Here is a 26,262-nt window from a genome sequence, read left to right on the forward strand (position 1 = left end):
CTCTGAGTATTAATTTAAAGAAAAAATGCATCAAAAAATACGGTTTTTCTCTTGAAAAGTCCTCTTTAACCTATCGTTCATTTTGGGAGATGAATCTATATTAGTCCAGATGAATTTTAAGCGGGTTTTGCAACAAATCCTCCAGGAACAGATTCATCGAATGACTCGTTCATCAGCTGACTTAGATGAGTTAAATCATGTGATATTCCCTCTTTTGATAGTTCATTTTTCGAAACTGGACGAGCGTTCATGGCTCCTGTCGAAAACATACCCAATCCAATTAAGGCCAGTCCAATACCTGGTGCCAGGGAGGTACCACAAGAACTCACAGTAATCAGTATACCCGCGGCACATAATGCGATGCCCAGTAGCATCAGTGATAGATTCAGGGCATGCCACAGTGACGAAGAATTTCCTTTTTCTTTGGTAGCTATATCCATCAGGTTCTCAATATTGCTCTTGGTTGGATTATCTATGATTAACTGGGTTTCTTTAATGTATCTTTGTACTTTAGGTAAGTCTTCTTCAGCCTGGATTAAGTCTGCAAAGTGCGTAAGCACAGTATTCATTTGATTCATTAGCGTATCATTTTTGCGAAACGTATCATTATTCTGAATTGATTTTTTTAGTTGCTTGAGGTACTTATTTGCCATCAGTTTATCAAAGTCAGCTTGCGAGAGTTGGTTTGCCTGTTTATATGTTTTAATAAATCGATTTTTTTCTTGTTCCGTAATAAAGGTGACCTGAACAAATTCCTTGAGTATCTGTGTTAATTTGTTTTCATCAATGACTTCTACAAATTCGACATGAGTATGCCAGTTTTCTCTGGTGAAATTATCCTGGTGTAATTGTCCATGTTTCGGATGATTATGATGAATACAATATTTGCTCCCTAAACGAGGCCATGCTTCATTGAGCTCTCGATTAGCTGTATCCGCGCGAGGATCAAATACTCCAAGAGTAACCCCATTTAATTTAGGGTAGATCGTTAATGTGTTACCGAACAGACTGAAGTTAGCTTTTGCGCATAATTGAGTAAATACTGGAACGGTAGTCCTCTTACTCTTATCAGTTGAATGTGTACCAGACATTATTTCACCTCAGACATATTACTTTAAATCAGTGCATCGCATTGTACATATTAATGTACATGTGGTCAAATTTTACTCGTTACGAGTGTTGGGATTTACCTTATTGAAGGGTGTTTACAGTGATGAGTGTGTCTAATTTACTTCATTATCCATATATGTTAGAACATTGTTGCTCCGGACGAGACGCGCCGTACCCGGTTATGACAAGACGACGCCTTTTTAATGAACTAAAGAGGAGATGAGATGTTATTAGCATGGGTTAACTTATTGATTGCAGGACTTCTTGAGGTCTGTTGGGCTACAGGTTTAAAATATTCGCAGGGGTTTACAAAGTTAGTTCCCAGTCTTTTTACAGTAATCACTCTGGCTGGTAGCATGTTGCTGTTAGCAAAAGCCATACAAATAATTCCAATAGGTACAGGATATGCGATTTGGGTTGGAATTGGTGCTTTGGGAACAGCTGTGCTGGGGATTTTATTATTTCATGAGCCCCTAACCGTGATCAGATTTTTATTTCTCACCTTGTTGCTTGTATCCATCATTGGCTTAAAATATACCGCTTGACGCAGAGCTCGTTCAATTAATTATGGTGCAGTCTCATACTATGCGTTTTCATCAGATGTGCTGTTCTTCATGGGGGTCGATAAATGAAAGTTGTAATTAAAGTAGGTACACAAAGTATATTATCTTCTGATGGAACGCCCAATGAACCGGTTATGTTGCATTTGGTAGAACAAATAGTTAGCTTGCAAAAAGCCGGACACCATATAGTGCTGGTCAGTTCAGGTGCGGTAGGTTTTGGCAGGAAAGCCGCGCATCAACTGCTTGGCCGCGAGTTTGGTACTTCCCTGGGGGAAAAGCAGGTGCTGGCATCTCTTGGCCAGCATGAATTAATTCATGTTTATTCGGCTATGTTTAAAGCCCATAACATCCTTGCTTCACAATTATTATTAACCAAACAGGACTTTCAAACCCGACATCATTATTTAAATATTGCCCGATTGCTCAGGGTCATTCTTGATCATAAAAACATAGTTCCCATTATCAATGAAAATGACAGCGTGGCAGTTGAAGAGCTGATGTTTACCGATAATGATGAGTTGGCTGGTCTAATCGCTGCTCAAATGAACGCGGATAAATTAATTATTTTGAGCAATGTAGAAGGTGTCTATACAGGGCATCCGAATGAACCTGGCTCTGAACTTATTTCTTTGATTAATCCTGAAGAGAGCTGGCCAGAAGTTTCAGCAGAAAAAAGCGCACACGGTCGCGGCGGGATGCTCAGTAAATTGGGAACAGCGCGTAAAATGTCCGTTTTGGGGATCACAACTCATATTGCCAGCATTGATCAAACGAACATAATAAAGCGTATTATGGATAGAGAGTTGGTGGGTACCTGCATTGTACCCAGTAAGAAAAAATCGAATATTAAACGCTGGATGGCTTATAATAGTGATAAAAAAATGGGTTCGATCGAAGTGAATACCTGTTTGCATGACATTTTAAAAGAAGGTAAACGTGCGATCAGTATATTGCCAGTAGGTATTGTTGCCTGTATTGGTGATTTTAAAAAAAGTGATTTGGTCGAAATTATTTCTCCCGATGGTACGAAAATAGGTATTGGTATTGCTAAATATGATGCAAGTAAATTACTGACCTTCCTGGGGCAGAAAGATAAACCGGAATTTATTCATTACGATCATTTGCATCTTTTTTAGGAGTTGCGCCAAATGAACACAGTCATCACGCACATCAAGGCAGCCAAAAAAGCCAGTTATGATTTGGCTTCTTTAAACGATGAACAACGTCAACGTGTATTGTTGAGTCTTGCTGAATTGATACGGCAATCGGTTGTTCAAATAATTCAGGAAAACAGCAAGGATCTCGCCTTGATGGCAAAAGAAGATCCTAAATATGATCGATTGATGCTAACTGAGAAACAAATCAACGCAATTGCAGATGATGTGGCGCTTGTTTCCTCCTTGCCACAACCTGTTGGTCGGATTCTTGAAGAAAAAATACTGCCAAATGGGCTACACATCAATAAACTCTCTGTTCCTCTTGGCGTGGTTGCAGTGATTTATGAGTCAAGACCCAACGTGACCATTGATGTATTTACCTTATGTTTTAAAGCAGGGAATGCATGTATTCTCAAGGGTGGTAAAGAAGCCGAACACAGTAATCGTTTTCTTCTGTCCTTAATCCATCAGGCTTTGAAATTACATGGTATTGATAGCAATTGCGTCTATTTATTGCCCCCTGAACGGGAGGCTACTCATCAATTGCTTGGCGCAGTCAATCTAATTGATGTCTGTATTCCCAGGGGCAGTCAGGACTTAATCAATTTCGTTCGGGAACACGCTAAAATTCCCGTAATTGAAACAGGCGCAGGCATTGTGCATACCTATTTTGATTTAAGCGGATCTTTAGAGAAAGGGCGCTTAATTATTAATAATGCGAAAACCAGACGGGTCAGTGTCTGTAATGCCCTGGATACTTTAATCGTTCATCAACAATGCCTGGATAAACTGTATTTTTTAGTTGAATTATTGGCAGATAATCATGTCGAACTTTTTGCTGATGAGCGAAGTTATCAAGCTCTGAATGGTTCTTATCCGTCTGATTTGTTGCATCAGGCGAAACAGGGTGATTTTGGCATCGAGTTTTTATCCTATAAAATGTCCATCAAAACTGTAGATTCCATTGCTGAAGCGGTTCAGCATATCATGCAGTACACTTCTGGCCATAGTGAAGCAATTATTGCGGAGGATAAGGCAGCCATTCAGTATTTCATGACTCATGTTGATGCAGCAGCGCTTTATGCCAATGCTTCGACCGCATTTACTGATGGCGGGCAGTTTGGTATGGGAGCTGAAATCGGTATCAGTACCCAAAAACTGCATGCCCGTGGCCCTATGGGGCTGGAGGCATTGACGAGTTATAAGTGGATCGTTTATGGTGACGGGCAAATCAGAGGGTGAGTAAGAAGTGAGCAAAATAGTGCAGCAACGTCGTAATATCCTGGCTTGTATTATGGGTAATATTCTTGAGTGGTATGAATTTAGCTTATTTGCTTATTTGTCTCCTGTGATTGCAGAGTTATTTTTTCCAAATGAGAATGAAATAGTCAGTTTATTATCGACTTTACTGGTTTTTGCCGCAGGATTTGTGGTGCGGCCATTAGGTTCTATAATTTTAGGCCATTTAGGAGATAGATTTGGCCGGGCAAAAACGCTTAAAACAACTATTTTTTTGATGTCGATTTCTTCTGTACTCACTGGATTTATCCCGACCTATCAGCACATAGGTGTTGCCGCTCCTGTGTTACTTGTTTTATGCCGTTTATTACAAGGATTTTGTATCGGGGGCGAATTTGCAGGATCAATGATATATCTGTCCGAAACAGCTCATGGATCACATCGTGCCCTGATTAGTAGTATGGCCAATAATGGTTCCAATATTGGTGTATTAATCGCGGTACTGTCATGCACTATGATGAGCAGTGTTCTTGATAGTACAGCGGTATCGGTCTATGGCTGGCGAATATTGTTTATTTCAGGAGGGGTATTAGGGATTATTGGTCTGTGGCTAAGACGGGATCTGGCAGAGTCTGAAACCTTTATCAATCTGCAAAAAAATATCAAGGTACCTTATTTTCCTCTTCAGTATGTGTTTCAACATCAACGGGCACGGATGGTACAGGTCATTCTGCTGTTATTTATCAGTGCTTGCGGCAGTTATACCTTAATGGGTTATATATCCACTTATTTGCATGAATTTTTGGGAGTGCCTCTGAACCAGGCATACCGGATGCAAACTTTATTTATCATTTTATCCCTGCTCATGCTGCCTTTTTTTGCGCATTTATCCGATAAAATCGGCAGAAAAAAAGTATTGTTGTTTTCAACGGCAGGTTATCTAGTGTGTTCCCTTCCCAGCTTTTGGCTGCTTCAATCCATACAAGCATGGTGGGTCTTATTACCCCTGGTTATTTTTTATAGTGCGGAGCAGGCAGTAACTCCTGCCGTAATAGTTGAGATGTTCCCGGGTAAAGGTAGATATACAGGTATTTCAATGGGTTATAATATAAGTATGGCGTTGGTTGGTGGTTTCTCTCCAGCAGTTAATACCTATTTGATACATCATTTTAACAATAATTTGATGGTGGCTTATTATGTTATACTTTGTGCCGCTGTTTCGTTCTATGTTGTGTTAAAAAATGTCCCCCGGGAATATGGATTGCAGAATAGTTTAACTGTTGCCTAACTCATTTCCAGTGTCCATCGGCTGGATTTGCGGCGTGAAAAGTGATTAATTAAAAAATATCATAGTGCTACAGAGGCAATTGCGCAGATAATACTTGATTTATCCATTTTATTTGCTTTCAATGGAAAATGGGGGCTTTAACTATATTTAATACTCCTATAAAGGATAAATAATCATGTACGTTAAATTTTCATTTCTTGAAACAGAAGTCAAAATTCCAGGTTGTTGGGGTGGTTTGATTGTTAACGTTGTGGGTACTCCTTCTATAGTAGTGGATCTTCCCAAGGATGTGAGTGCAAATACTTATATAGTGAATAAACCATGCCCTGAGTCCGAAGTGGATGATCTTATAATAGCAGCAAAGGCTGAACGAGACGCTAAAGCTGTAGATTCAAAACAATCACAGACCTCTGATTATTCGTTTGCTGAAAAAATACGCCAGTCAATAAAGAACGAACAATATTTGCTGAACCAATACATAAAAGCAATGAACAATAAGGAATTAAATGTTGAGTCTGGTGGCTATGTTGGTAAATTCAACAGTTCTAATGAAGACAATGTGCTCATAGTTAAGGATTATTATTATGATTGCGGCTCCGTTTCAAAAAAAGACGTGGAGCGTTCTCTTAATATACTCACTTTGTTATTTAATAATTTTAATGCATCAGAATGCAGTTCTGGAAAGGGAATAGTTATTGTGGCAACTGGTTTATACCCCAAATTTAACCCAATTCTGGAGGTTTTTGATAAAACAATCAGCTGTGTGAACGCCGCGTTACCTGAACATTGTGGGACTATACTTGCCACGATTGGTTTGAATCGTATCCGAGAACGAGTTAGACCACGAGGTATTATCCAGGAATCGCAGGATGAAACATCATTCACTGCACCTATTCCTCCTGTACGAAGAGCTAATTGAAGCAGGGGAGGTGGTTGACTATGATGTATTTAAAATTGAATCATCATTGGAGGTACTTTTGAATATAGTCGTTGTAGGTGGAGGCGCTGGAGGGTTGGAGCTGGTCGTTTCACTTGCCAGTGCCTATCGCCGTAATCACGATATTCATATTACCCTGGTCGATCAATCCCTTACGCATGTATGGAAACCTTTATTTCATGAAGTAGCCAGTGGCAGCCTCAATAATATTTACGATAAAATGAGCTATCTGGCTATAGCTAGAAAGAACAATTTTCATTTCGAACTCGGTCAATTAAAAAAAATTGACCGAACGAATAAAACGATATTAATTCATAATCCCGATGCGATTGAAATTCCGGAAGAACTGATATTGCCGTATGATTTGTTGATCTTGTCTATAGGCAGTGTGACCAATAATTTTAGTACTCCGGGAAGCAACGAATTTTGTTACTATCTGGATTTTGAACAGCAAGCAAAAACAATTCATCGTGTGTTGTTCAAACAATTAATTAAAAATCATTATGAGAACGGTTCAAAACCCATTCAAATAGCCATTGTAGGTGGTGGCGCGACCGGTGTGGAGCTAGCGGCGGAGTTACGAAATTCCTTATCGCAGTTAAGCGCGTTAATTTCTCAGAAATTTGATCCTAAGGAAATTGCGCGGATTCACATTATTGAAGCGGCTTCCAGGATTTTATCACCATTGCCTGAAAACATTTCAGTAGTGACTCAAAAGCAGTTGGCTGAAATGGATATTGATATTTTAACGAATACACGGGTCATTGAGGTTAAGGAAAAGGGAATCATCACTCATGAGAATCAATTCATTCCTGCTGATATGATCATTTGGGTCGCAGGGATTAAAGGGCAGGAAAGCGCAAAAAATCTTGCGGATTTTGAATTCAACAATGCGGGACAAATTAAAGTAAAACCCACCTTGCAAACCACTGTAGATGATTCGATTTTTGCTTTTGGCGATTGTGCCTGTTGTATTCTTTCAGATGGCAAACAAGTTCCTGCCCGAGCTCAGGCCGCTCATCAGCAAGCCAGTTTGTTAGTACATTCCATTCAAAATGTGATAAATAAAGAACCATTAAAGGAATACCGCTATGTGGATCACGGCTCTTTAGTCTCTCTAAGCCAGAAAGGGACTACAGGTGCTTTGATTCTTGGTAACGAAAAAAGTGTATTCATCACCGGTTATTTTGCACGAATGGTTTATTTATTATTGTATAAATCACATCAGATCAAAATTATTGGTTACTGGAAAGTAGGGGTTATGACTGTTGCCAACTTTTTAATGCGGCGCGTCCGTTCAACCCTGAAATTGCATTAATAAGCAAAGCGTCGAATGGTTTAAATAGATTCATTTTTTGAGCACTCAGCGCGATTATCCAGGGTTTGTTGACAGTTCATTTAGTTAATTATCCATAAAGACCCACGTACCGCGGCTTGTACCTGAATGATTCTCCCTTTTTATACGTCATCCTCGCGAATGCGGGGATCCATGCAAAAATGTGGCATTGTGCTAAATTTTAGAATGGATCCCCGCTTTCGCGAGGATGACGACCTTATAAAAGTTGCAAATTAAGAATAATTAATGTGAATTTTTAAAAAGTGAGGAATTCTCACGGTCAAGCCGCGCCAGGAAGTGGTTATTGAGCAATTGCCAACAGACTCTAGAATTTTTGATAAAGCCCAGTTAATTCTGCTTTTCCAATCACATGTCCTGTCATTGCGTTCAATACCTCATCTTTGCTGGCACCGTTTTCAAGATTTAACAGATTATCCAGGGCGTACAAGGTAAATACGTAACGGTGTGCCCCGATAGGCGGACAGGGGCCTTTATAATTCGTTGTACCCCAACTGTTCATTCCATTAGATGCTCCATCAGGAAGAGGGCTGGCTGCATCCAGTTTTGTAACAGTCGGTGGAATATTAAAGATGATCCAATGAATCCATTCTCCACTCTGTGCGTCCGGATCATTAACGACCAATGCCAAAGATTGGGTGTTGGTCGGAATGTTTTGCCAAGTCAACGGAGGTGAGGTATCAACACCAGAGCAGGTATATTGATCCGGAATCATGCTGTTGGGTGTAAACGCGGAACTTTCAAGAGAGAACTCCGCAGCATAAGTATTCCCATGAATTATTCCAAGGAATAAGAACAAAAGCAGAGATAAGTTCTTCATGATAGGTTCACTCCAAAAAGGTTCATGACATTAAGTATATATAAAAATACGATACGTGTAGCGGGCCGAAAATTGATAACTGTGCTGTTGTTCATGGTAACGGTCCCAATGCATGATTATTTTTAACCAGGGTTGTCGCGGTAATCAAACTGATGATTGCCATCAGAATCAAATAATAGGCTGGAGCAATAAGGCTTGTATGTTCAATAAGTAACGTGATTACCAGGGGTGTAGTGCCACCAAACAATGCCATTCCAAGATTATAAGAAAAGGCAATGCCGCTGTATCGCACATTTTCAGGACAATTTTCAACCACTGCAGTTAGGGTGTTTCCTTGATCCAGCGAGCTGATAATGGTTGCTGTACTTAAGGCCAGAAGGGTCAATAAGAGGGAGTTCGTTTGCAGTAAATAAAAACAGGGCAGCACCAGGACAATCACGGACAGGTTGGTGATGATCACCATTTTTTTACGACTAAAATAATCACCGCCCATTCCTGCAAGTGGAACCAAAAAGAGCATGGCAATTAACAAACAGCTTTGGATGGTTAAGGCATCCTTTAACAGGAAACCTATATAGTGTTCAAGATAAGTTGGCATAAAACCAAAAAAAACATAATAAAAAGTTGCGCTCATGCACGTGAGCCCAAAGATTTTCAATAACTGGTAAGGCGCGAATCGGATGGCGGTGAGAAAAGGTCTGGGTTCTAAATGATGGTTTTTTTGCAACAGTGAATAAACCCGTGTTTCTGATAATTTAAAACGATAGTAAATAATTAATGATCCAGGTAAACCAATCAATATGAAGGGCAACCGCCAGGCCCAGGTATTCATTTCTTCAGCAGAGAACAATAAATTAAGTAGCATTAAAGATAAGGTTGCCAACAAAAAGCCTAAATTTGCCCCTGTTGCAGCAAAACTGGTAATAAAACCCCGTTTGTTGTGAGGGGCTGATTCTGCAAGATATATCATGACACCGCTGTACTCTCCACCAATGGACAGACCTTGTATCAAACGCAGTGAGATAAACACTATGGGGGCGATTATTCCTGCCGTTTCATAAGAGGGGATAAGACCAATTAGCAAAGTGGACAGGGTGATAAGAATGATTGATATTCTTAACGTTTTTGCGCGGCCACGAGTGTCACCAAAATAACCAAAGAAAATGCCGCCTAGTGGACGACATAGAAAGCCAACAGCAAACACAATTAATGCGTCAATCGTGGATAGAGTACTTGAGTGTTGGGGGAAAAATTTAGCGCCGATTATGGGAGCCATGAAAATAAACAGTCCAAAATCAAACCATTCTATAGTATTACCTATACTTGAAATGAGTATTTCCCTTTTGTTCAATTGATAAACTTTTATTTGATGAGGGCATCGTTCATTGTGCATTATAATTCATTGAAAAGGGAAGGTATTATACTTATTTCTCTAATGTATTCTTAATCTGTTTGGTCTGGGACATCAGTTCAAGCGAGGATAATTATCTGCTACTCAGTATAACCTTTCGTCTTTGCGAGCGACGCGAAGCAACCCAGAACACGAATCCAATAAAGCTTTGTAGTGGATTGCTTCGCGTCGCTCGCAAAGACGGGAATTTATGCTCGTTTAACAGTGAAATACCGTACGATGAGGAATCCCGAAATGATGCCTGCAAAATTGATCCAGTAAAATGGCCAGGAAAATATACCGAGCCCGACAACATTTGGCCCAGGGCAAATACCAGTAAGTCCCCAGCCGATTCCAAATAACAGGGCGCCAACAATCAGTTTCCAGTCTATAGTGTTCTGCGTAGGGAGATTATAACAGGAGTTCATCAGTGGTTTGGCCAGCCATCTGCGTAATTGAAATAATATAAAAGTCACCAGCAAGGCCGTCACAAAAGTAAGATATAAATTGATGCGGAACGTATTAGCCCCAATTTTCAAGCCAGCTATTATAACATCTGGACTGTACATGCCGGTTAAAATCAAACCAGTTCCGAACATTAATCCGGTAAGTAATGAGATGAGCCCTTTCATATGCTACTCCTTAGTGAGCCAGCCAGGCAGTGATGATAGCGACTGGGAAAAAGATGGCAACTGCAGTGATGGAACGTTTACGTAAAAGTGACATGCCACACAATCCATGCCCGCTAGTGCATCCATTAGCCAGATAAGTTCCTCCGCCTACTAATAATCCACCGGCAAATAACGTCCAGGGATTCATTTTAAATACAGCCAATGGATTAGGGATTTGTTGGCTCATATTAAAAATGACGCCACTGAGTATTAATCCCGCGATAAATAATAAATTGTCGTAATTGGGCTTGAATCCTGAAAAATCCCAGGCGCGAAACAATTTGCCGCTACATCCAAGGATCTGGCCACGAACCAGAAGCATGATTCCTGCTGCCAGACCAAGTAAGACACCACCTAGAATAATTTTACCCTCAATAATCATAATTTATGCCCTCTTTTTTTCTTTGGTATGGGGAGTTCTGCTGCTGAGCGTTTAATGAGCTCGGTGAGCCATTCATGATCATCCCAGACGTCACCTGAGATGAGGAGATAGGGTTTGGCACCAGGATAGGGAGTTCCTTCAATAAATTGACCTATAAAGGCTTTTCCTGCTTCAGTTGGTTTAATGAACAGTTGATCATCACAGACCAGAGCAACAATTTTATCGTTGCAATAAATTCCGTATTCCCCAAACATCTTCTTTGCGTGTACCGACCCTGCATCGGCTATTTGTTCGAGAATATAATCAACTGTGCTTTGTTTTGAGCCCATAAACTATCCTTGCCTATTCAACGTTATTCTTAGGGTATAGTGATTATTCACTAATTCATTTCCAACGCTCCGCGATTTGTACCTGAACACTTTTCACTATTTATAAGGTGGTCATCCTCGCGAAGGCGGGGATCCATCCTAAGATTTAGCTCCATGTCACATAATTGCATGGATCCCCGCTTTCGCGAGGATGCCGTATAATCAGTGAGGAGTATTCAGGAACAAATCATGAAACGTCTAAATCGGAATTTCCTACAAAACTCTAGACTCTCAAAACGTTCTGTACTCATTAAATTATCATGAAAGAATAATTTGTCCATGAGATTGAGCATGGAAATGCAGTTTTTTATCAGAAGGATAAGCAGGAGAGGTATTATAAAAACACTACAAGGGCACATAGCAATGATGCCCCTGTTAATGATTTGATATCAGGATGAACTGGAGTCAGTACTACTCAATCCAGGAGCAAAGCTTGGGTTTGTGGGGACAATGATGTCATGATTTTCATCTGTTGGTCCACCAAAAAACGATATTGAGCTGGATGGAGCGGTTAATGCCTGTTCCGATTTAGATACTGAGATTTGTTGTTTCGCATCAGCTTGGGCAGCAATATAACCTTCGATTTGTTTCTGGAGAAACTCTCTTCTATCCAGTATTTTTAATTCTTCTTCATTGGGTAAAAAGTCGGGATTAGCGGTTTTAATGGAGCTTGTATTTCTTAATTCCTCTAAATAATCCAGCCCCATTCCAATGATGAATGCTTTGGGTGACATAGTAAATCCAATATAATCCGGAGAGCAACCCGCAACTCGTTCCTGGACTTTATCGACCAGTACCATCAGTTTAACGAATTCAGGATATTGAGTTAAAAATAAGTCTTTGATTGCTTTTAATGTTTTTCCCGTGTCACAGACATCGTCAACAACTATAACAGGTTTACCGTATAGTTTTACTTTGGGAAGGGCACCCATTGTTAATTCGCCAGAAACCAGTTTATGGCCATAACTGCTGACTATCATGGTGGTGTAATTAAAATTATAGTTACGTTTATTCAATGCTGTACTGAGTAAGGATGCAAATGGAGTGGCGCCATCCATTAGACCTACAATTACAGGATTTGCATCGGGGAAATCCTTTACGATTTGGTCGGCCAGCTGCTCTACCCGGATAAGAATGTTTTCATTTGTTAAAGGTACGTCATTAAAATCCTTTGCTTCAGGTGAATTTTCCCAGACACGTTGAGCAATGCCAAGAGCAAATTTATCTAATTTTTTTAACTCCGCCAGCCATTCTTCAATCATAGTTAAACTCCGAACTAATTATTTGTATTATTAACGCGCGCATTCTCGTTGAGAACATAAAAAATAACAACTGTTTTTTTTATTGCCTGTCTGGTTTCTTTGCGAAATACTAACTGGCCAGGATTAGCTCACAGTTCATGTTTTGAATACATCGTACTTATACAGGATGAGCAATGTGACACGGTTTTTTAAAATCGTCTGTTATAATGTCTGAACTCAATTAAGCGCATTGTTCGGGTTAAACGATGAAAAAGAGTGGCAATTCATATACTTGCATTACTATTGAAACCTTGATTTTAGTCGCAGTCTGGGAGGGTCCTTTTATTTTTCAAGGATCATTTAATTTATGTGATAAAAACAGGCAAACCGAGCAGCTTTTATTTTATAGATGCGAACGAGATAAGGCTGAAAAAATGGATATTCTTGAGCATGAATTTTCACCCTATGATTATCAGTTCACTCATCTGTATCGTGTTACGGAAACAACGCAACGCGATGTTCTTGATCAATGCACTGAAGATGCCCGGTATCTTTTAAAATATGCATTGCATGTATCTTTGATTCAAATGATAACAAATAACAAACACTCTCTGACTTATATGGATGAAATTGCCTTGATGTCTTTAACCAAAAGAGTTCAGTTAAAATTAAGCAAGGGCACCCACAATAAAGAGGACGACGCGATTGGTTTTGCTGTAGCTATGGATTTTAATCCTTCAGAGCCAACCGGCCAGGCTGCTGTTGTCAATTTGCTTTCTTATGATAGTTAGAGTCTACCAGGTCAAGAATTATTCATAACCCAAGGTGTTTTTTAAAATATTTCGGTGAATTCCTTTCAATCGATCCTGCGAACAAGTGGCACGACGTCGAAATCGGAAATGGCAACAGCCCCTAAAGTAAGGGGATTAAAGTCGGCCATACATTATCCAGAATGAGTGGCTGTGCATTCTCATTCGGATGTAAACCATCATTTTGGATGTAAAGGGTATTGCCGGCAACACCATCAAGAAACATGGGTACCAGGGCAACTTTATAGGTTTTAGCCAAATCCTGGAATACTTGCTTGAATTGATTTGCGTACTTCGGTCCATAATTGGGCGGTAAGTCTATGCCTAATAACATTACTTTGATTCCTGCTTTGTTACTTTTCTTCAGCATGGTTTCAAGATTATTTTTCATCTGGTTTAGGGATAAGCCTCGCAAGCCATCATTGGCGCCTAATTCGATAATCAAAATGTTCGGTTTATATTGTGTCAAGGCGTTATCGAATTTAGCCAAACCGTTACTTGTAGTGTCACCGCTGGTACTGAGATTGATTATTTTATAGTGATCTTCTTTCGCAAGTTTTGACCCTAACAGGTTAACCCATCCTAGTTGTGGATCAATACCATACCCTGCACTTAAACTGTCGCCAATTACTACGATATTTTTGGCCTGCAGTGGTGCTATGATTAGCGAATATATAAATAAAAAGTAATACAGGAATTTCATGGCCATCCAGAATGGGGTTATTAAACTTCAGAATGTAGCGTACCAGGTTCATAGCGCCGATCATACTTTGACAATATTGACAAACATCAATCTTGAAATCAAGGCTGGAGTAACTATTGCCATAACTGGCGCTTCAGGCTCAGGTAAAACGACGTTACTCAATTTAATGGCCGGGCTGGAACTGCCAACCTCAGGTCATATTTTTTATGATAATCAGGACATTACCTTATTAAATGAGGATCAACGTGCGCAGCTCCGTTCAAGAAGAATAGGGTTCATTTTTCAATCGTTTCAGCTTTTACCCAATTTTACTGCTCTTGAAAATGTGGTATTGCCACTTGAAATTATTGGCCGGAAAAACCCTTTGGAACTTGCGGAATTCTGGCTGGATAAAGTCGGATTGTACAATCGAGCCCATCATTATCCTTTACAGTTATCTGGTGGGGAGCAGCAACGCGTGGCGATAGCACGTGCGTTTGCTATTTCACCGCTGGTTTTATTTGCTGATGAACCCACAGGCAATCTGGACAAACAGACTGGAAAAACCATTGCGGATTTACTGTTTGCGCTCAATGAAGATCATCAGACTACTTTGGTGATTGTAACCCATGATGAGGCGCTGGCAATGAGGTGTCAGCAACATTGGCCTCTGGTCGATGGGGAACTGGTATGTTGAATGTTCCTCTATTTGTCAAATCCATCATGAGAGAGTGGCGAAGTGGTGAGTTAACCTTGCTTTTTATCGCGTTGGTTATTGCGATTACCTGTGTCAGCGCTATGAACAATTTTACATCCATGGTACAGAGCCAATTGGAGCAAGGTGCTGTAGATATGTTAGGTGCTGATGCGGTACTGACGAGTAATACACCCATTGACCAGGCATGGATTCGCAGGGCAGATGAGCTGGGAATGACCAGAACAGATACCCTTACCTTTTTAAGCATGGTCGAATGTCAGGAGCAATTGCAACTGTCTCAGATCAAAGCAATCACATCTCCCTACCCACTGCGTGGGGAACTAAAAATCGCATTTCAGCTGCATGATGCAAAGGGCATAGTACAGACTCAGCCTCCTGAACCTGGAATCGTGTGGCTTAACCCGGGTCTTTTGCCTTTATTGTCTACGGACATTGGCAAGCCCATCACTATTGGCGCCGCTGTTTTTAAAATCGGGGGAGTGATTAGAGAAGAACCAGGGCAAATCGGTAATTGGTTTACCCTGTCTCCCCGCATTATTATGAACCGGATTGATGTTGAGAAAACACAAATAATTCAACCGGGAAGTGTACTGACTTACAGTATGTTATTGAATGGAACCCAAGAGCAGTTAAGCGAGATGAAGGACTTTGTAAGTCCTCAATTAAAGGGGCAACAACAATGGCGGGATAGCAGAAACAACATCTTATCTGTTACAAATACCATTAACCGTACTTTAAGCTATTTAAATTTTGGTACTCTGATGAGTCTGGTTTTGGCCGGGGTAGCCATTAGCATGGCATCTCTGCGTTATTGTCAACGTCATCTGAAGCAAGTTGCCTTGCTGCGCTGCTTTGGGGCGACTCAGGCGCAGATCATTCAATTGTATTTGAGCAGTATCGCTTGTTTGGGATTGGTGGCCTGCTTTATTGGTGCTTTTATTGGTTATACTCTTCAACCCTTACTTATTCAATGGCTGGGAGGGCTGCTGCCTCAGGCAAATCAACAATTTGTGTTCGGGCCTTTTGTCTTAAGTGTCGTCACTGGAATGTTGCTTCTGTTCTGTTTTTCAGCGGGTACTGTCTGGCAATTAAGAACAGTGAGTGCAATCGCACTTTTTCGTCAACACCAGTTAATTTGGAACAACAGTGCTTACATCACTTATGGTCTTGCAATCCTGCTTCTGAGCGTCATGGCTTATCATTATACCCAGTCATTGAAATTGACTTTGATTGTCCTGGGAGGCTGTCTGGTATTTATTGGTATCGCGATTGCCGGTCTTTGGATCGTTTTTAGTTCGTTGACCCTGTCCAAAGTGCGTATACCGCTTAACTGGCGTTTTGGCTTTAGTAATATATCCAGGAATATGGAAGACAGTGTTCTACAGGTTATTGGAATTGGATTGGCTTTAACCAGTATAGTGAGTTTAATGCTTTTAAAAAATCATTTGATCTCGGATTGGCAACAAAAACTACCGGCTAAAACAGCAAATTTTTTTGTTTTTAATGTAGAACCGGAGCAAACACCTTCTTTATCCAAAATTTTAGAACATAATGGCATTAATGCTCAGCAGTTTTATCCGGTTGTACGTGGACGATTAACTGAAATTAACCATGAATCGGTAAATAAATTATTTGGTGAGGAGGTAAAAAATATTAATGCCTTGCAAAGGGAACTTAACCTGTCCTGGTCTGATGATTTACCCGATGACAATCAAATTAGTGATGGCACCTGGGACGTTTCAGATCCCCGACTATCCTGGGTATCCGTTGAAAAAGATTTGGCAGAGCGTTTAAAATTAAAATTAGGTGATACTTTAAGTTTTGTAGTGAGTGACAAAAAACTGGATGTTCAGGTAAGCAGTATTCGTCAGCTTGACTGGAGTTCGTTTAAACCTAATTTTTATATGTTAGTAAAACCAGGAATAATGAATGATATTCCCAAAACGATGATTACCAGTTTTTACCTGCCTCCAGATAAAAGAGACGTGTTAATCCAGATTACCCGAACCTATCCTAATGTCTCTCTTATTGATGTTGCCAATACCATCAACAAGGTTCAGACCATACTGACCAGCGCAGCCAATGCCATTACCTTTATTTCTCTTTTTGCATTACTGACCGGACTCATTATCGTTATCCTTGCTATTTTATCACTCAGTAGTACCAAGCAACAGGAAACTTACATTCTGAAAATTCTGGGCATGCGACGAAATGCTTTATTATGGGTTCGCAGCAGTGAGGCGTTTTTGCTTGGCTTATATGCAGGATTTTTAGCTGTACTGACCGCAATAGTGTTCAATGTCTATTTAGCCAAGGGCGTTCTGGATAGCCATTTTTCTATTCCCTGGATGCTTTTTATTCTTGTCCCAATGGGTACCGCGTTTTTTGTGGTACTTATTAATCTGATCATTCAGGCAACGCAATATCAAGGTAGGGCAAGCCAGTCGGCTATTCAGTCATAAATTGAGTTGTTTTCGTGATGTTAATGACTGTTCGAGAACACACTTTTGTGTACTGGCTTATTGCTATCTTCTGAAGTGATATAATCACCCTGACATGATGTGCTGCTGTATTTAAATGATTTGCTGATTATATCAACCCATGGATCCCATTGTTTTTCATCTATTTGGGGATAATAAAGCCATAAATAGAGATGAACGCCACAGTGCGGTACAAAAATCTTTTTAATATAGGCGATCTGTTGGCCATTTGTGCCAGAGATAACGAATACATTGTTTTTTATAAAAGTATAACCGATTTGATAACCTTGTTTTTGTAAGTCTGTTTTTTCAAAATTGAACTCATCACGAATATTAAAATGATCCTCTGATTTTTGTGAGTCAAGATTGGGGAAAAAACTGCCATATACAGTCAGACTTTCATTATTGTTGATGAATTTTCTTCCCGATCCGTTTGCCGGTTCTTCTTGCGCAACCAGGAAACTTGGGTAACTTACCTGAAAATTAAAGCGAGCATTAAGGTAATTGATGAATGATGTTTCTTTTGCATCACTTAATGAGCTTAAACAAAAAAGAAAAAAACCAATTAAGGTATGTTGATAATTCATTGTGTTAATTCTCCGTAAAGGCCCACGTAGGTGCTAAAGAGCAATTGTCAACAGACCCTAGAAAATTCACAGGATTATCCGATAAACAATTGTTAATATTATAAGCATAGCAATAAAAAAATACTCAGGTTGATTTAAGAGCTAATCAATGTAAATCAGTGCAATTATAGTCCTTCATGTTTTGGCATAGCGAAAGATGTTTGGGTTCTGAACCAGATACGCAGACAGATCTCATAATTTTTTTGACAAATGAAATCGACGAGCTATTCTTTATATGGTGCAACGCAACATAAGGACTATCATGCAAACTCCATTCTTTTTAAACACGAATATAAGCCCTATAATCAAGCCAGTTAATGAAATTCTGGCATTGAATGTTAAAACCCTGCAACGCTTAACTTATATAACGCCCGTTGATTTTTTAAGTGTTCGTAAACCGGAAGACGTTCTTCATAAAAATATGAATGCGTTCATTAAAAATACCCAAACTGCTCTGGATTATGTGCAGGATATGTTTCATATTTTTGAAGAAAATTTGTTTAATAAAAATGGTGATGTCTTTGTAAAACCATCACAAGCTGTTTCTTCACCTGTTGTGCGCTCTGAACCATCCAGAACTGCAAAGAAGAGTAAAAGCTCTGTTCGCACTGGGGTTTCAAAATCCAGCGGTTCTGCAAAAACTTCCACTATTAAAGCTAAATCTGCTGTTAAGAAAACTGCTTCGCCAGTTCATTTAAGTAAAGCGAACGTTTCTGGATCAAGTAATGTGCATCCAGTGAATAAAACAGGTGTAATGAAACAGGTTGCTAAAAAGCCAGCCTCTACTTTAAAGGAAGCGGCAAAAAGTACAGTAAAAAAACCTGAGTTGAGCAATGTGAGTTCATCTATCACTAATCCTCTGATTAAGTTAAGCCCAGATTCCAAAAAAGATACTTTAAAATAATTCTTTTATGAGTGAGCGGGAAAGTTGAATATTGAGTTAGAGACAGTTAACAAAAGATGCTTCTAGTCTCGTGTCTTTTCTGCGGGATCCACACCTTCTATACGTCATCCTAGCTTTCGTGAGGATGACAATCTTCTTATAGTATGCGTTGGTCTTCTGGCTCATAGCCATCAGGCTAGCAAGAAAATCAAATGTAGCCTGGATGGAGCAAAGCGCAATCCGGGAAGCCCATGCGCAGCATGGTACCTTTTTAGTCGGTGCCCCATTCGCGGGACTTCCCGGATTACGTGCTCCGATCTCCATCCAGGCTATTTTTTATACGGAAATCCCTTAGCCTGAGGACAAATGGATCCTAGATCCGATCTACATATTTGGAAGATCAGAACTAAAAATGACCATGGGTATTCGAGTTAGAATGAGTATGATCATGATGATGCTGCGTTGGATGGGGATATGGGTATTGATGTCCATGAGCATGATGAGTTGGTTGTTGCTGCATTGGGAAAAAATGATTAGGGTTATATTGTGGCATCGCTCCAGGTACGAAACTTGGGATTGAGGCTGGGTGCGTTACAATAACTGCCTGTTGCTGACCTGGTACAGGATTAGGAACAACAGTTGTAGATGAATGATAGTGAGTTGGCTGGTGGTGATGTACTTTTTTCATAATATTTTATCCTCATTAAAAGAGAATGTAACTCCATTATTTTGACCCTGGAATGAGCAGACCAGGACTCCTTTAAGAATATAGTGATCTACATTCCTGGATGGCGATTATAGTACAGAGTGTATAGTAGGGGAATAATCTGGATATACTTTATTTATATTGGAGCCTGTTATCACAAGCTCCAATAATAGGGTGAAGATTAAGCGAAGAGGCTCATGTTGCTCTCGTCTTCCCAGGATGAATTACATGCATCTGCGAGAACGGCAAGTGGGTAGGTTACAAACATAGAGGCAACGGCAAGTAACATGGCTACTGATGCCATGGCAAAAGTGATTGAAGCAAGTACTGGCAATACAGGAATAACAAAGGTAAGTATTCCCGTAACGACAGAAGCCACCAGAATATTGGTTACAGCGTCATTATCTTTATCGTTGGCTATTGCCATAAATGTATTGGTGTATGGTGAAATAGCGAATTTGGTACATCCCCAGAAAAAGGAACCGTACCCACGGCTTAAGGATAGTGTAGCTGACATTAATATTCTCCTGATCAATTCAAAATGAAAAAGCATAAAAACCCAATTCACTGACTGCTGAATGAGTTTTATTATTCTTTTTCGAACTACTGTTCCTGACGGATTATACAGAACTTTTATTAACGGAATCTTAAGAATAGGGCGTGAATTTTTTAAAATGTGTACGCGAAAAAACGCAAATAGGATAGAGTCATGTAGCCTGGTTGCTTGCAACCAGGTGCTGTAGTCTGAGTGGAGAGGTACCCGGCGTTTTGAGGAAGGAACATTCCCGGAATCCATTCCGCTGCACTGAACAAATACCCACTTAACACTTGTTGATTTTGGGTTTAGTAGAACTGGCACTCAGTGGTGCATTCGATGTGTTGTGGCGAAACATACTAATACCTGATAAGAGTTGGCCAACAGACACAGTGTCGTCCGGGACATAGTCTATTGGTGTAACAACATCATCAATGCTGTCACTTGAACGACGCAATAGGTCTCGATCCGCATCACATGGCAGACGTTGTTGCAGTTCGTTTATTATTCTTTCAATAGATTGTAAGGTTTGGGAAGGGATTTTATGTTCATTTTTACTTATTATGCTTTTTGCTTTCAAGTGCAGTCTTTGAGCATCTCTTGGTTTTTCAGAGTCCAGGAAATTTTGAGCTTGTGCACACAAAGCTCTAATTAAATTATAAATAATTTTTGCTTGCAGCGCGGCAGGTTGATCTTCTGCGGAACAACTGTCAATGACTGACAATGCAGTATTAGCCGCAGAAATTGCTTCAGAATAGAGCTTTTCCTGTATGTATACTACCGTTAAATTTGAATATATGGGTATTTCTTTGACAGCATGTCGGCCAACAAAGCCATCCAGGTTGTAGATACTCATAGCTCTTTTATATGCATCTATCGCTTCAGGCATTCTTCGGCTATTAAATAACGCATTTCCTACCTCCTTCCAGCTGACGGCTAAATGAAGCAGGAGTTCCTGAACCTCTTTGTGTTCAGCAACAAAGGATACAGGTAATTTGGAATACGCTATTATTAAATCATTTTGAATCTGATTCAGTCTCGCGATGACAGTATTGAGATTAGTATGAGTAAGTACAACCTGATGCGCTTTATTATGACATTCAGAAAAGTTTCGACATGCTTTATGATAACTTTGACGTGCGTCTATTTCTATTAACATATCACTGATGATGCTTCTTTCTTCTGGTTCCTTGCTTAATAATAAGGCTTGCCTGAACTTTAATTGTGCTGTTTCAAGTGCATTAATAAAGGATCGCTTTACTATCTCTGCCTCTTCTATAACCTCTGTTTTATGCTTACGTAAAAGATCATTAATCGTTAGCAAATACTCTTCAGAGTCAAAATAATGTATTTCATTTTCAAAAGCTTCCATATGCTGAAATAATGCATCAATACGTTTCATTCCATCTTTAATGCCATGCGCCTGATAATAATCAAAATCAATTTGCGCGTCGCCCAGAGCAATCACCGTGGGTAAATTTTTTCCTTTATAGGAGACATCCTGCAACGCTTGGGCACTGGAAGAAAATGACAAGAACCGTGGCTTGGGCGATGGAGGTAAGTACTTATAACTAATGGGTTTTGTATAACATTCGAGTACTGTTTGCACCCAATCATCATAATGTTCTTTAGGCAGATTATCGGGGGCATGTAAATACAAACACACTTTATCCTTACCAAAATCCATTCCATAACACCGCGGATATTTGAATTCCTTCCAGCCCATTGCTCTGAGTTTTATTATTGATTGAGCAAAAGATAAAGCATCGACCATTTCTGGAAAATACTCAATTTGAGTACTGTCATATTGAAATCGATTCCACTCAGTCTTATCCATTTTTACATAGGCAAGAAAGTGATTGCGCACCGGCAGTTCGGTAATTGTGGTCATTTTTAAGGGTGAATCAGGAATCAGATGATTCATCGCTGCAACTACTTCACGTCGGGTACCGGTACAGTCAAAAACATAATCTGCTTCAACAAATTCTTCCATACCCTTATTGTCAATAATAACACCTGGTTGTGTAGCATGCTCATGTAGGCGTAAAAAGCGTTTATTCTCGATTTTGATGCGCAATTGGGTAGCTTGTTTATAGAGCGCTCTTTCCAGGTCTTTGATGTGTCCGGTTTTATCCCCAGGCCAAAAATTAAAAGATAGTCCTGATTCTGCATTCTGAAAAACGTCTTTATTCAAGTGACCGGGCCGAGTATAATGACCCGCACGAGGATCATAAACCACTATGTCACGAATACCTTCTCTATGTAGTTTAATTGCTGTATATAAACCTGCTGGTCCCGCGCCAATAATTACTTTTTTCATTACATCACCTAACGTCACTGATGGAATAAACCATATGATTATCATTTGAATAAGTTGACGTATTATAATTCGATAAGATTAAGGAATTATTAAATATAACCGAGTACAATGGTTCACTGATTTTGTCCCGTGAGTTGTTCTTTTATACGTTATTTATACGTCATTCTCGCGAAGGCGGGAATCCATGAATCAAATGAGCACCTCACTGGGCTTGCTTAATGGATCCCCGCTTTCGCGAGGATGACGATATTTTAGTTGGTGTGAATCAATCAAGCTCTAAAAATGCTTCAATAAATGCTCAGGATCACTGAACATTTCGTGCGGATGACGTATTAACAGTGAGGCGTTCTCAGGCACACGTTGCGGGGCGTTGAGAATCAATTGATGAATCTCATAAAATTATTATTTTATGAGACTCATTTTTTAAATCCTGCGTCACTTAGGCTGTTTTATTGAAATGATTGGCTGAACTGGAGTTAATCTCTCTTTTATCAAGCAGGTCGATAATATCTGTTTTTTTAAGAGTTTCAGTCACAGTATCCATTTTTTCTTCAGTATTTAACCATTCCAGAAGAGTTTCTAATAGACGTTTTCTTCGTCCCCAGGTTGCAGAAGGGCCAGCGCTGTTTGTAGACTTTAAAACGTCATCACATACAGATTGTACCAAAGTAATGAAATCCGGTTCTTGTTGCGTTATTTTTTGATTGATTTGAGTGATCAGATCATTACAGCTCCATTGCGCCTTTATTCGTTTATAAATTAGAGGCGACATAGTAATTGTATGGGATATAAGAAAGCCTAGAGAGGCGCCGAACGCGAAGGGTAAAAATCCTCCCTGTTCTGATGCGTTCCAGGTTAAAAAACCCATCACTGCAGTGCTGGTAATGACAAAACCACGCTCTATTTTTTCTTGAAGTGAATAACGATGTCTTCCAAAAAATAAACTCCCAGGCCTGTTCCAATCAATCAGATAATTACTCCGTGCCGTTAAAAAATCGCGAAAACTCATATTAATCCTCCTAAAGCTATAAAACGGAGAAGTATAGTTTAATTGTTCTACTAAAAAACAGATCTGAGTATTAAATGAATTATTCCGGGAGAAGCATTATAATTTTGGCAGGATTCTATCTAACCATTTGGGTAAATACCAATTCCAGCTTTTGAATAAAGTCATGGTCGCCGGCACCAGGGCTGTACGTATTAAAAATGCATCGACAAATACTGCCACAGCAATACCAAGACCAAAGGCTTTGACCATTAATACGTGCGCGACCAGGAATGAAATACAAATAAAAATAACGATGATCGCGGCACTGGTGATAATACGACTGCTTTTTTCTATACCAAAAACAATACTTTTTTCATTATCTCCCGTTTCTTCATAGGCTTCTTTTATACGGGATAATAAAAAGACCTCATAATCTATAGAGAAACCAAATAAAGCGCAAAAAATGATAACCAGTAAGCTGATATCCAACATGCCTTGAGGCTGAAAATCCAGCAGTTGATGTAAATAACCGTCCTGAAAAACAAGCACCAACGCTCCATAACAGGCACTAAGGCTTAGAATGTTCATGATAAGTGCTTTTAATGGCAGAAACAAAGAACGAAGTAAAACAAGTAATATAAGGTAGGTCAGTACCATAATCCATAAAATGGCGTAGGGCAGTAATCGAGAAATTGTATTCAGAACATCGATATTTATAACAGGGGTACCGGTTAATTGCATCGTCATTCCATAGCCAACCGGGGTGTTACGTAGTTCTTCAACCAGGGTTTTCGTTTGAGGTGAGTTGATGGAGTACTTGCTGATTATGGTCATGATGGTTAGATATTGGCGTGTCGTTGTATCCAGCATCTTTTTAATGTCCGTGTTCATATCCTGTTTCGGTTGATGATATAACTGATAATATTGATTTTTATTGAGCTTTGAACTGGTTGTAACGATGCTGATTACTTTTTTGATTAAAGAGTTATCATTTAATCTTTGTGCCAAATCATATAAGCGTGCGATATTTTTGGGGGACAGTACAGGGCTGGGTTTCGATTGAATTAAAACGAGAATGGGACTGAGTTCATTAATATTAAATTGTTTTGCATAGGTATCATAAAAATCTCTGTGTTTTGAATGTTCGGGAAGAATATGAAAATCCGAGACTCCAAATTTTGCCGATAAGAAGGGATAACCCAATGATAACAAAAAGATAAGAATAATAATAAAGGTCACATGAGGCCGTCTGACAATTTTTTCCGCGATCCAGTGCCAGAAACTAAAGCGGTGTTCTTTATTTTTTTTCGAGAGTGTTACTGGAATTCGATTGATGTTGGTTTTTAACAGAGAGAGAATTGCGGGTAATATAATAATGGCAGTTAAAGCCGCAATAAAAACGGCAGTAAGCCCTCCGACAGCAACTGAAAAGAGTATATTGACCGGAAATAATAATAAAGCGCTCAGGCTGGCAAAAACTGCCAATCCACTAAAAAATATGGCTTTTCCTGCGGTTGCCTGCGTTACTGCAATGGCTTCGACAACATTCTGATTTTTATCCAGTTCATCACGAAAACGGTAAATTATAAACAATGAATAATCAAGACTAAGGCAAAGCCCCAGTAGTAACGCGATATTTAAGGTGAAAATGGAAAGAGTAAACAGATGGCCAAAAAAATAGAGGGTGGTCAGTATAATCAACGCGCATCCTCCACCCAGGATAATGGGAATCAATGCTGCAACCAGAGAACCAAATACAAGAATCAGAATAACAATCGCTAATGGAGTGGCGATAAAATCAGCTCTATAGAGATCCGATTGGGTTTGTTTATTCACGCTTTCTACAAAGAGTGGTTCACCACCGAGATACATGGTCATTTTAGATGGAGTTTTTATTGATGATTTAAATTGTTCCAGTAAATGATTATTGATGACTTCTTTATTTTTTATGATGACCACAACGTAACAGGTATGTTTGTCTTTTGAAATTTGGTTTTTGTTGTTTTCCGGATAGATTATTTCAAGATCTACGGGAAAATTGTCGAGATCTTCCAATGATGCTTTGATCTTGTTTTTATAGAGCTGACTTGTGGCTAAAAGATTTGTACTGTGATACATGATCAGGAATTTATTTTTATTGTTATAGCCCAGTTTGTCATTCATAAACTGTTCTGTTTTGGCGCTTTCTGAGTGTTCATCAATAAAACCGGTGGTTTTAAAGGGACTGATAATATTGGGCAGAAGGGGAAGACAGGATAAAAAAAGAACCATCCATACTACGACGATCACCCAACGATAGTGATAAATGAATGTTCCTAATCGGTAAAATTTGGTTTCTTGCATGAATAAACCGTCCTGGCTGATTCAGGTGATTAATTATTATTCATTTTAGTATTAAATCGATCAAATTGCTTGGGGTATATGCCGAGGATGATTGGTTTAATGGAGACGTTTCACTCGGGATGACATCAAAACCACTCAGGATGACGTCATAACCTCGGGGAAACGTCATCATAACTCCGGAGAACGTCATTCCAAATGCAATGAGGGACCTCCTGGATGTGGCGCTGTGCCTGCATTTGGATCTCTTTCACTAAGTTTTGAGTAATTTTCTCATCATTGATAAAAGCGAAAATGTATTTATTTAAGTCGTAATGATTCTATAAAATCACGTCTTTGCGAGCAACGCGAAGCAATCCACAACGGAACCTTATTGGAAATGGGTTCTGGATTGCTTCGCGTTGCTCGCAAAGACGAATGTTGATACTGGATAGTAGATAATTATCCCCGCTAGAATGATGAGGGGATACCTCGGCACTGTGTTCAGGATGAGGAAACTCCAGGATATACTGGGGTGTGTTTACAATTCATCAATTTATTCCCAACATTCCGCTGCTTGTTCCTGAATGATCTTTACTTTTTATACGTCATCCTCGCGAAGGCGGGGATCCATGCTACAATGTGGCATTGTGCTAAATTTTAGGGTGGATCCCCG

At 39.6% G+C, this 26,262-nt stretch carries 24 protein-coding genes and 1 riboswitch; of the genes, 10 read left to right on the plus strand and 14 right to left on the minus strand.

The annotated features are described in order from the left end of the window. Positions 1-116 precede the first annotated feature (116 nt). On the minus strand, positions 117-1,091 hold the full coding sequence (locus Lqua_RS01320; protein WP_058472515.1) for a hypothetical protein: 975 nt from the start codon (positions 1,089-1,091) through the stop codon (positions 117-119). A gap of 157 nt (positions 1,092-1,248) precedes the next feature. After that, positions 1,249-1,309, plus strand: a riboswitch (guanidine-III (ykkC-III) riboswitch). Between the two features lie 25 nt (positions 1,310-1,334). Between Lqua_RS01320 and Lqua_RS01325 the strand changes: the two genes are divergently transcribed. The 6 genes from Lqua_RS01325 (at position 1,335) to Lqua_RS01350 (ending at position 7,612) form a co-directional block, all read left to right on the plus strand. Then, complete coding sequence (locus Lqua_RS01325) at positions 1,335-1,655, plus strand: DMT family transporter (RefSeq protein WP_058472516.1); 321 nt, start codon at positions 1,335-1,337, stop codon at positions 1,653-1,655. Between the two features lie 83 nt (positions 1,656-1,738). Continuing rightward, positions 1,739-2,809: a glutamate 5-kinase gene (gene proB, locus Lqua_RS01330; RefSeq protein WP_058472517.1), complete on the plus strand. Its 1,071-nt coding sequence runs from the start codon at positions 1,739-1,741 to the stop codon at positions 2,807-2,809. Positions 2,810-2,821: 12 nt separating this feature from the next. After that, on the plus strand, positions 2,822-4,072 hold the full coding sequence (locus Lqua_RS01335) for a glutamate-5-semialdehyde dehydrogenase (protein ID WP_058472518.1): 1,251 nt from the start codon (positions 2,822-2,824) through the stop codon (positions 4,070-4,072). A 7-nt stretch (positions 4,073-4,079) separates the two neighbouring features. Continuing rightward, positions 4,080-5,357 carry an MFS transporter gene (locus tag Lqua_RS01340; RefSeq protein ID WP_133141088.1) on the plus strand — a complete coding sequence of 426 codons (1,278 nt, stop codon included), beginning with the start codon at positions 4,080-4,082 and terminating at the stop codon, positions 5,355-5,357. Positions 5,358-5,532: 175 nt separating this feature from the next. After that, positions 5,533-6,276, plus strand: a complete 744-nt coding sequence (locus Lqua_RS01345; RefSeq protein ID WP_058472520.1) for a hypothetical protein — start codon at positions 5,533-5,535, stop codon at positions 6,274-6,276. Further along, positions 6,227-7,612, plus strand: coding sequence for an NAD(P)/FAD-dependent oxidoreductase (locus Lqua_RS01350; RefSeq protein ID WP_058472521.1), 1,386 nt, complete (start codon positions 6,227-6,229; stop codon positions 7,610-7,612). The genes Lqua_RS01345 and Lqua_RS01350 overlap by 50 nt, the downstream gene beginning before the upstream one ends. Positions 7,613-7,955: 343 nt before the next feature. On the opposite strand, the gene Lqua_RS01355 is transcribed toward Lqua_RS01350, so the two are convergent. The 6 genes from Lqua_RS01355 to Lqua_RS01380 all read right to left on the minus strand — a co-directional run bounded on the left by Lqua_RS01355 (position 7,956) and on the right by Lqua_RS01380 (position 12,541). Then, entirely contained in the window at positions 7,956-8,468 is a 513-nt protein-coding gene (locus tag Lqua_RS01355) for a YbhB/YbcL family Raf kinase inhibitor-like protein (RefSeq protein WP_058472522.1), read from the minus strand. Between the two features lie 91 nt (positions 8,469-8,559). Further along, on the minus strand, positions 8,560-9,861 hold the full coding sequence (locus Lqua_RS01360) for an MFS transporter (protein ID WP_238585507.1): 1,302 nt from the start codon (positions 9,859-9,861) through the stop codon (positions 8,560-8,562). A 206-nt stretch (positions 9,862-10,067) separates the two neighbouring features. Then, positions 10,068-10,490: a DUF6691 family protein gene (locus Lqua_RS01365; RefSeq protein ID WP_058472523.1), complete on the minus strand. Its 423-nt coding sequence runs from the start codon at positions 10,488-10,490 to the stop codon at positions 10,068-10,070. Positions 10,491-10,500: 10 nt separating this feature from the next. Beyond that, a complete protein-coding gene (locus Lqua_RS01370) occupies positions 10,501-10,911 on the minus strand; it encodes a YeeE/YedE family protein (protein ID WP_058472524.1) in 411 nt (136 codons plus the stop codon). Further along, entirely contained in the window at positions 10,908-11,240 is a 333-nt protein-coding gene (locus Lqua_RS01375; protein WP_058472525.1) for a TfoX/Sxy family protein, read from the minus strand. The genes Lqua_RS01370 and Lqua_RS01375 overlap by 4 nt, the downstream gene beginning before the upstream one ends. Before the next feature lie 428 nt (positions 11,241-11,668). Continuing rightward, the gene (locus tag Lqua_RS01380) at positions 11,669-12,541 is read right to left on the minus strand and encodes a phosphoribosyltransferase (RefSeq protein WP_058472526.1); all 873 of its coding nucleotides are present in this window, start codon (positions 12,539-12,541) and stop codon (positions 11,669-11,671) included. A 245-nt stretch (positions 12,542-12,786) separates the two neighbouring features. Between Lqua_RS01380 and Lqua_RS01385 the strand changes: the two genes are divergently transcribed. Then, the gene (locus tag Lqua_RS01385; RefSeq protein WP_058472527.1) at positions 12,787-13,311 is read left to right on the plus strand and encodes a hypothetical protein; all 525 of its coding nucleotides are present in this window, start codon (positions 12,787-12,789) and stop codon (positions 13,309-13,311) included. A 121-nt stretch (positions 13,312-13,432) separates the two neighbouring features. Here Lqua_RS01385 and Lqua_RS01390 read toward each other — a convergent pair whose 3' ends face one another. After that, entirely contained in the window at positions 13,433-14,032 is a 600-nt protein-coding gene (locus Lqua_RS01390; RefSeq protein WP_058472528.1) for an arylesterase, read from the minus strand. Between Lqua_RS01390 and Lqua_RS01395 the strand changes: the two genes are divergently transcribed. Then, a complete protein-coding gene (locus Lqua_RS01395) occupies positions 14,031-14,708 on the plus strand; it encodes an ABC transporter ATP-binding protein (RefSeq protein WP_058472529.1) in 678 nt (225 codons plus the stop codon). The two genes, Lqua_RS01390 and Lqua_RS01395, sit on opposite strands and share 2 nt — an antisense overlap. Continuing rightward, on the plus strand, positions 14,663-17,191 hold the full coding sequence (locus tag Lqua_RS01400; protein WP_147279752.1) for an ABC transporter permease: 2,529 nt from the start codon (positions 14,663-14,665) through the stop codon (positions 17,189-17,191). The genes Lqua_RS01395 and Lqua_RS01400 overlap by 46 nt, the downstream gene beginning before the upstream one ends. Positions 17,192-17,211: 20 nt before the next feature. Here Lqua_RS01400 and Lqua_RS01405 read toward each other — a convergent pair whose 3' ends face one another. Continuing rightward, positions 17,212-17,796, minus strand: coding sequence for a hypothetical protein (locus Lqua_RS01405; RefSeq protein WP_058472531.1), 585 nt, complete (start codon positions 17,794-17,796; stop codon positions 17,212-17,214). A 301-nt stretch (positions 17,797-18,097) separates the two neighbouring features. On the opposite strand from Lqua_RS01405, the gene Lqua_RS01410 reads away from it, so the two are divergent. After that, positions 18,098-18,739, plus strand: coding sequence for a hypothetical protein (locus tag Lqua_RS01410; protein ID WP_058472532.1), 642 nt, complete (start codon positions 18,098-18,100; stop codon positions 18,737-18,739). A 385-nt stretch (positions 18,740-19,124) separates the two neighbouring features. Here the strand turns inward: Lqua_RS01410 and Lqua_RS01415 are convergent, their stop codons facing one another. From Lqua_RS01415 to Lqua_RS01435, 5 genes are all read right to left on the minus strand, one after another. Further along, complete coding sequence (locus tag Lqua_RS01415; protein ID WP_058472533.1) at positions 19,125-19,406, minus strand: hypothetical protein; 282 nt, start codon at positions 19,404-19,406, stop codon at positions 19,125-19,127. Positions 19,407-19,605: 199 nt separating this feature from the next. Next, positions 19,606-19,941 (minus strand): hypothetical protein, encoded by a 336-nt coding sequence (locus Lqua_RS01420; protein ID WP_058472534.1) that lies wholly within the window; start codon positions 19,939-19,941, stop codon positions 19,606-19,608. A 304-nt stretch (positions 19,942-20,245) separates the two neighbouring features. Next, complete coding sequence (locus tag Lqua_RS01425) at positions 20,246-22,279, minus strand: FAD-dependent oxidoreductase (protein WP_058472535.1); 2,034 nt, start codon at positions 22,277-22,279, stop codon at positions 20,246-20,248. A 439-nt stretch (positions 22,280-22,718) separates the two neighbouring features. After that, complete coding sequence (locus Lqua_RS01430; protein ID WP_058472536.1) at positions 22,719-23,288, minus strand: hypothetical protein; 570 nt, start codon at positions 23,286-23,288, stop codon at positions 22,719-22,721. A 96-nt stretch (positions 23,289-23,384) separates the two neighbouring features. Further along, the gene (locus Lqua_RS01435; protein WP_058472537.1) at positions 23,385-25,610 is read right to left on the minus strand and encodes an MMPL family transporter; all 2,226 of its coding nucleotides are present in this window, start codon (positions 25,608-25,610) and stop codon (positions 23,385-23,387) included. Positions 25,611-26,262 lie beyond the last annotated feature (652 nt).

The organism is Legionella quateirensis (genome assembly GCF_001467955.1).
In the GTDB taxonomy this organism is placed as follows: Bacteria; Pseudomonadota; Gammaproteobacteria; order Legionellales; family Legionellaceae; genus Legionella; species Legionella quateirensis.

Bases quoted from the DNA above. Each gene is read 5' to 3' on its own strand.
- Lqua_RS01320 (WP_058472515.1), bottom strand. From the start codon at position 1,091: ATGTCTGGTACACATTCAACTGATAAGAGTAAGAGGACTACCGTTCCA.
- Lqua_RS01325 (WP_058472516.1), top strand. From the start codon at position 1,335: ATGTTATTAGCATGGGTTAACTTATTGATTGCAGGACTTCTTGAGGTC.
- proB (WP_058472517.1), top strand. From the start codon at position 1,739: ATGAAAGTTGTAATTAAAGTAGGTACACAAAGTATATTATCTTCTGAT.
- Lqua_RS01335 (WP_058472518.1), top strand. From the start codon at position 2,822: ATGAACACAGTCATCACGCACATCAAGGCAGCCAAAAAAGCCAGTTAT.
- Lqua_RS01345 (WP_058472520.1), top strand. From the start codon at position 5,533: ATGTACGTTAAATTTTCATTTCTTGAAACAGAAGTCAAAATTCCAGGT.
- Lqua_RS01350 (WP_058472521.1), top strand. From the start codon at position 6,227: ATGAAACATCATTCACTGCACCTATTCCTCCTGTACGAAGAGCTAATT.
- Lqua_RS01355 (WP_058472522.1), bottom strand. From the start codon at position 8,468: ATGAAGAACTTATCTCTGCTTTTGTTCTTATTCCTTGGAATAATTCAT.
- Lqua_RS01360 (WP_238585507.1), bottom strand. From the start codon at position 9,861: ATGCACAATGAACGATGCCCTCATCAAATAAAAGTTTATCAATTGAAC.
- Lqua_RS01365 (WP_058472523.1), bottom strand. From the start codon at position 10,490: ATGAAAGGGCTCATCTCATTACTTACCGGATTAATGTTCGGAACTGGT.
- Lqua_RS01370 (WP_058472524.1), bottom strand. From the start codon at position 10,911: ATGATTATTGAGGGTAAAATTATTCTAGGTGGTGTCTTACTTGGTCTG.
- Lqua_RS01375 (WP_058472525.1), bottom strand. From the start codon at position 11,240: ATGGGCTCAAAACAAAGCACAGTTGATTATATTCTCGAACAAATAGCC.
- Lqua_RS01380 (WP_058472526.1), bottom strand. From the start codon at position 12,541: ATGATTGAAGAATGGCTGGCGGAGTTAAAAAAATTAGATAAATTTGCT.
- Lqua_RS01385 (WP_058472527.1), top strand. From the start codon at position 12,787: ATGAAAAAGAGTGGCAATTCATATACTTGCATTACTATTGAAACCTTG.
- Lqua_RS01395 (WP_058472529.1), top strand. From the start codon at position 14,031: ATGGCCATCCAGAATGGGGTTATTAAACTTCAGAATGTAGCGTACCAG.
- Lqua_RS01390 (WP_058472528.1), bottom strand. From the start codon at position 14,032: ATGAAATTCCTGTATTACTTTTTATTTATATATTCGCTAATCATAGCA.
- Lqua_RS01405 (WP_058472531.1), bottom strand. From the start codon at position 17,796: ATGAATTATCAACATACCTTAATTGGTTTTTTTCTTTTTTGTTTAAGC.
- Lqua_RS01410 (WP_058472532.1), top strand. From the start codon at position 18,098: ATGCAAACTCCATTCTTTTTAAACACGAATATAAGCCCTATAATCAAG.
- Lqua_RS01415 (WP_058472533.1), bottom strand. From the start codon at position 19,406: ATGAAAAAAGTACATCACCACCAGCCAACTCACTATCATTCATCTACA.
- Lqua_RS01420 (WP_058472534.1), bottom strand. From the start codon at position 19,941: ATGTCAGCTACACTATCCTTAAGCCGTGGGTACGGTTCCTTTTTCTGG.
- Lqua_RS01425 (WP_058472535.1), bottom strand. From the start codon at position 22,279: ATGAAAAAAGTAATTATTGGCGCGGGACCAGCAGGTTTATATACAGCA.
- Lqua_RS01430 (WP_058472536.1), bottom strand. From the start codon at position 23,288: ATGAGTTTTCGCGATTTTTTAACGGCACGGAGTAATTATCTGATTGAT.
- Lqua_RS01435 (WP_058472537.1), bottom strand. From the start codon at position 25,610: ATGCAAGAAACCAAATTTTACCGATTAGGAACATTCATTTATCACTAT.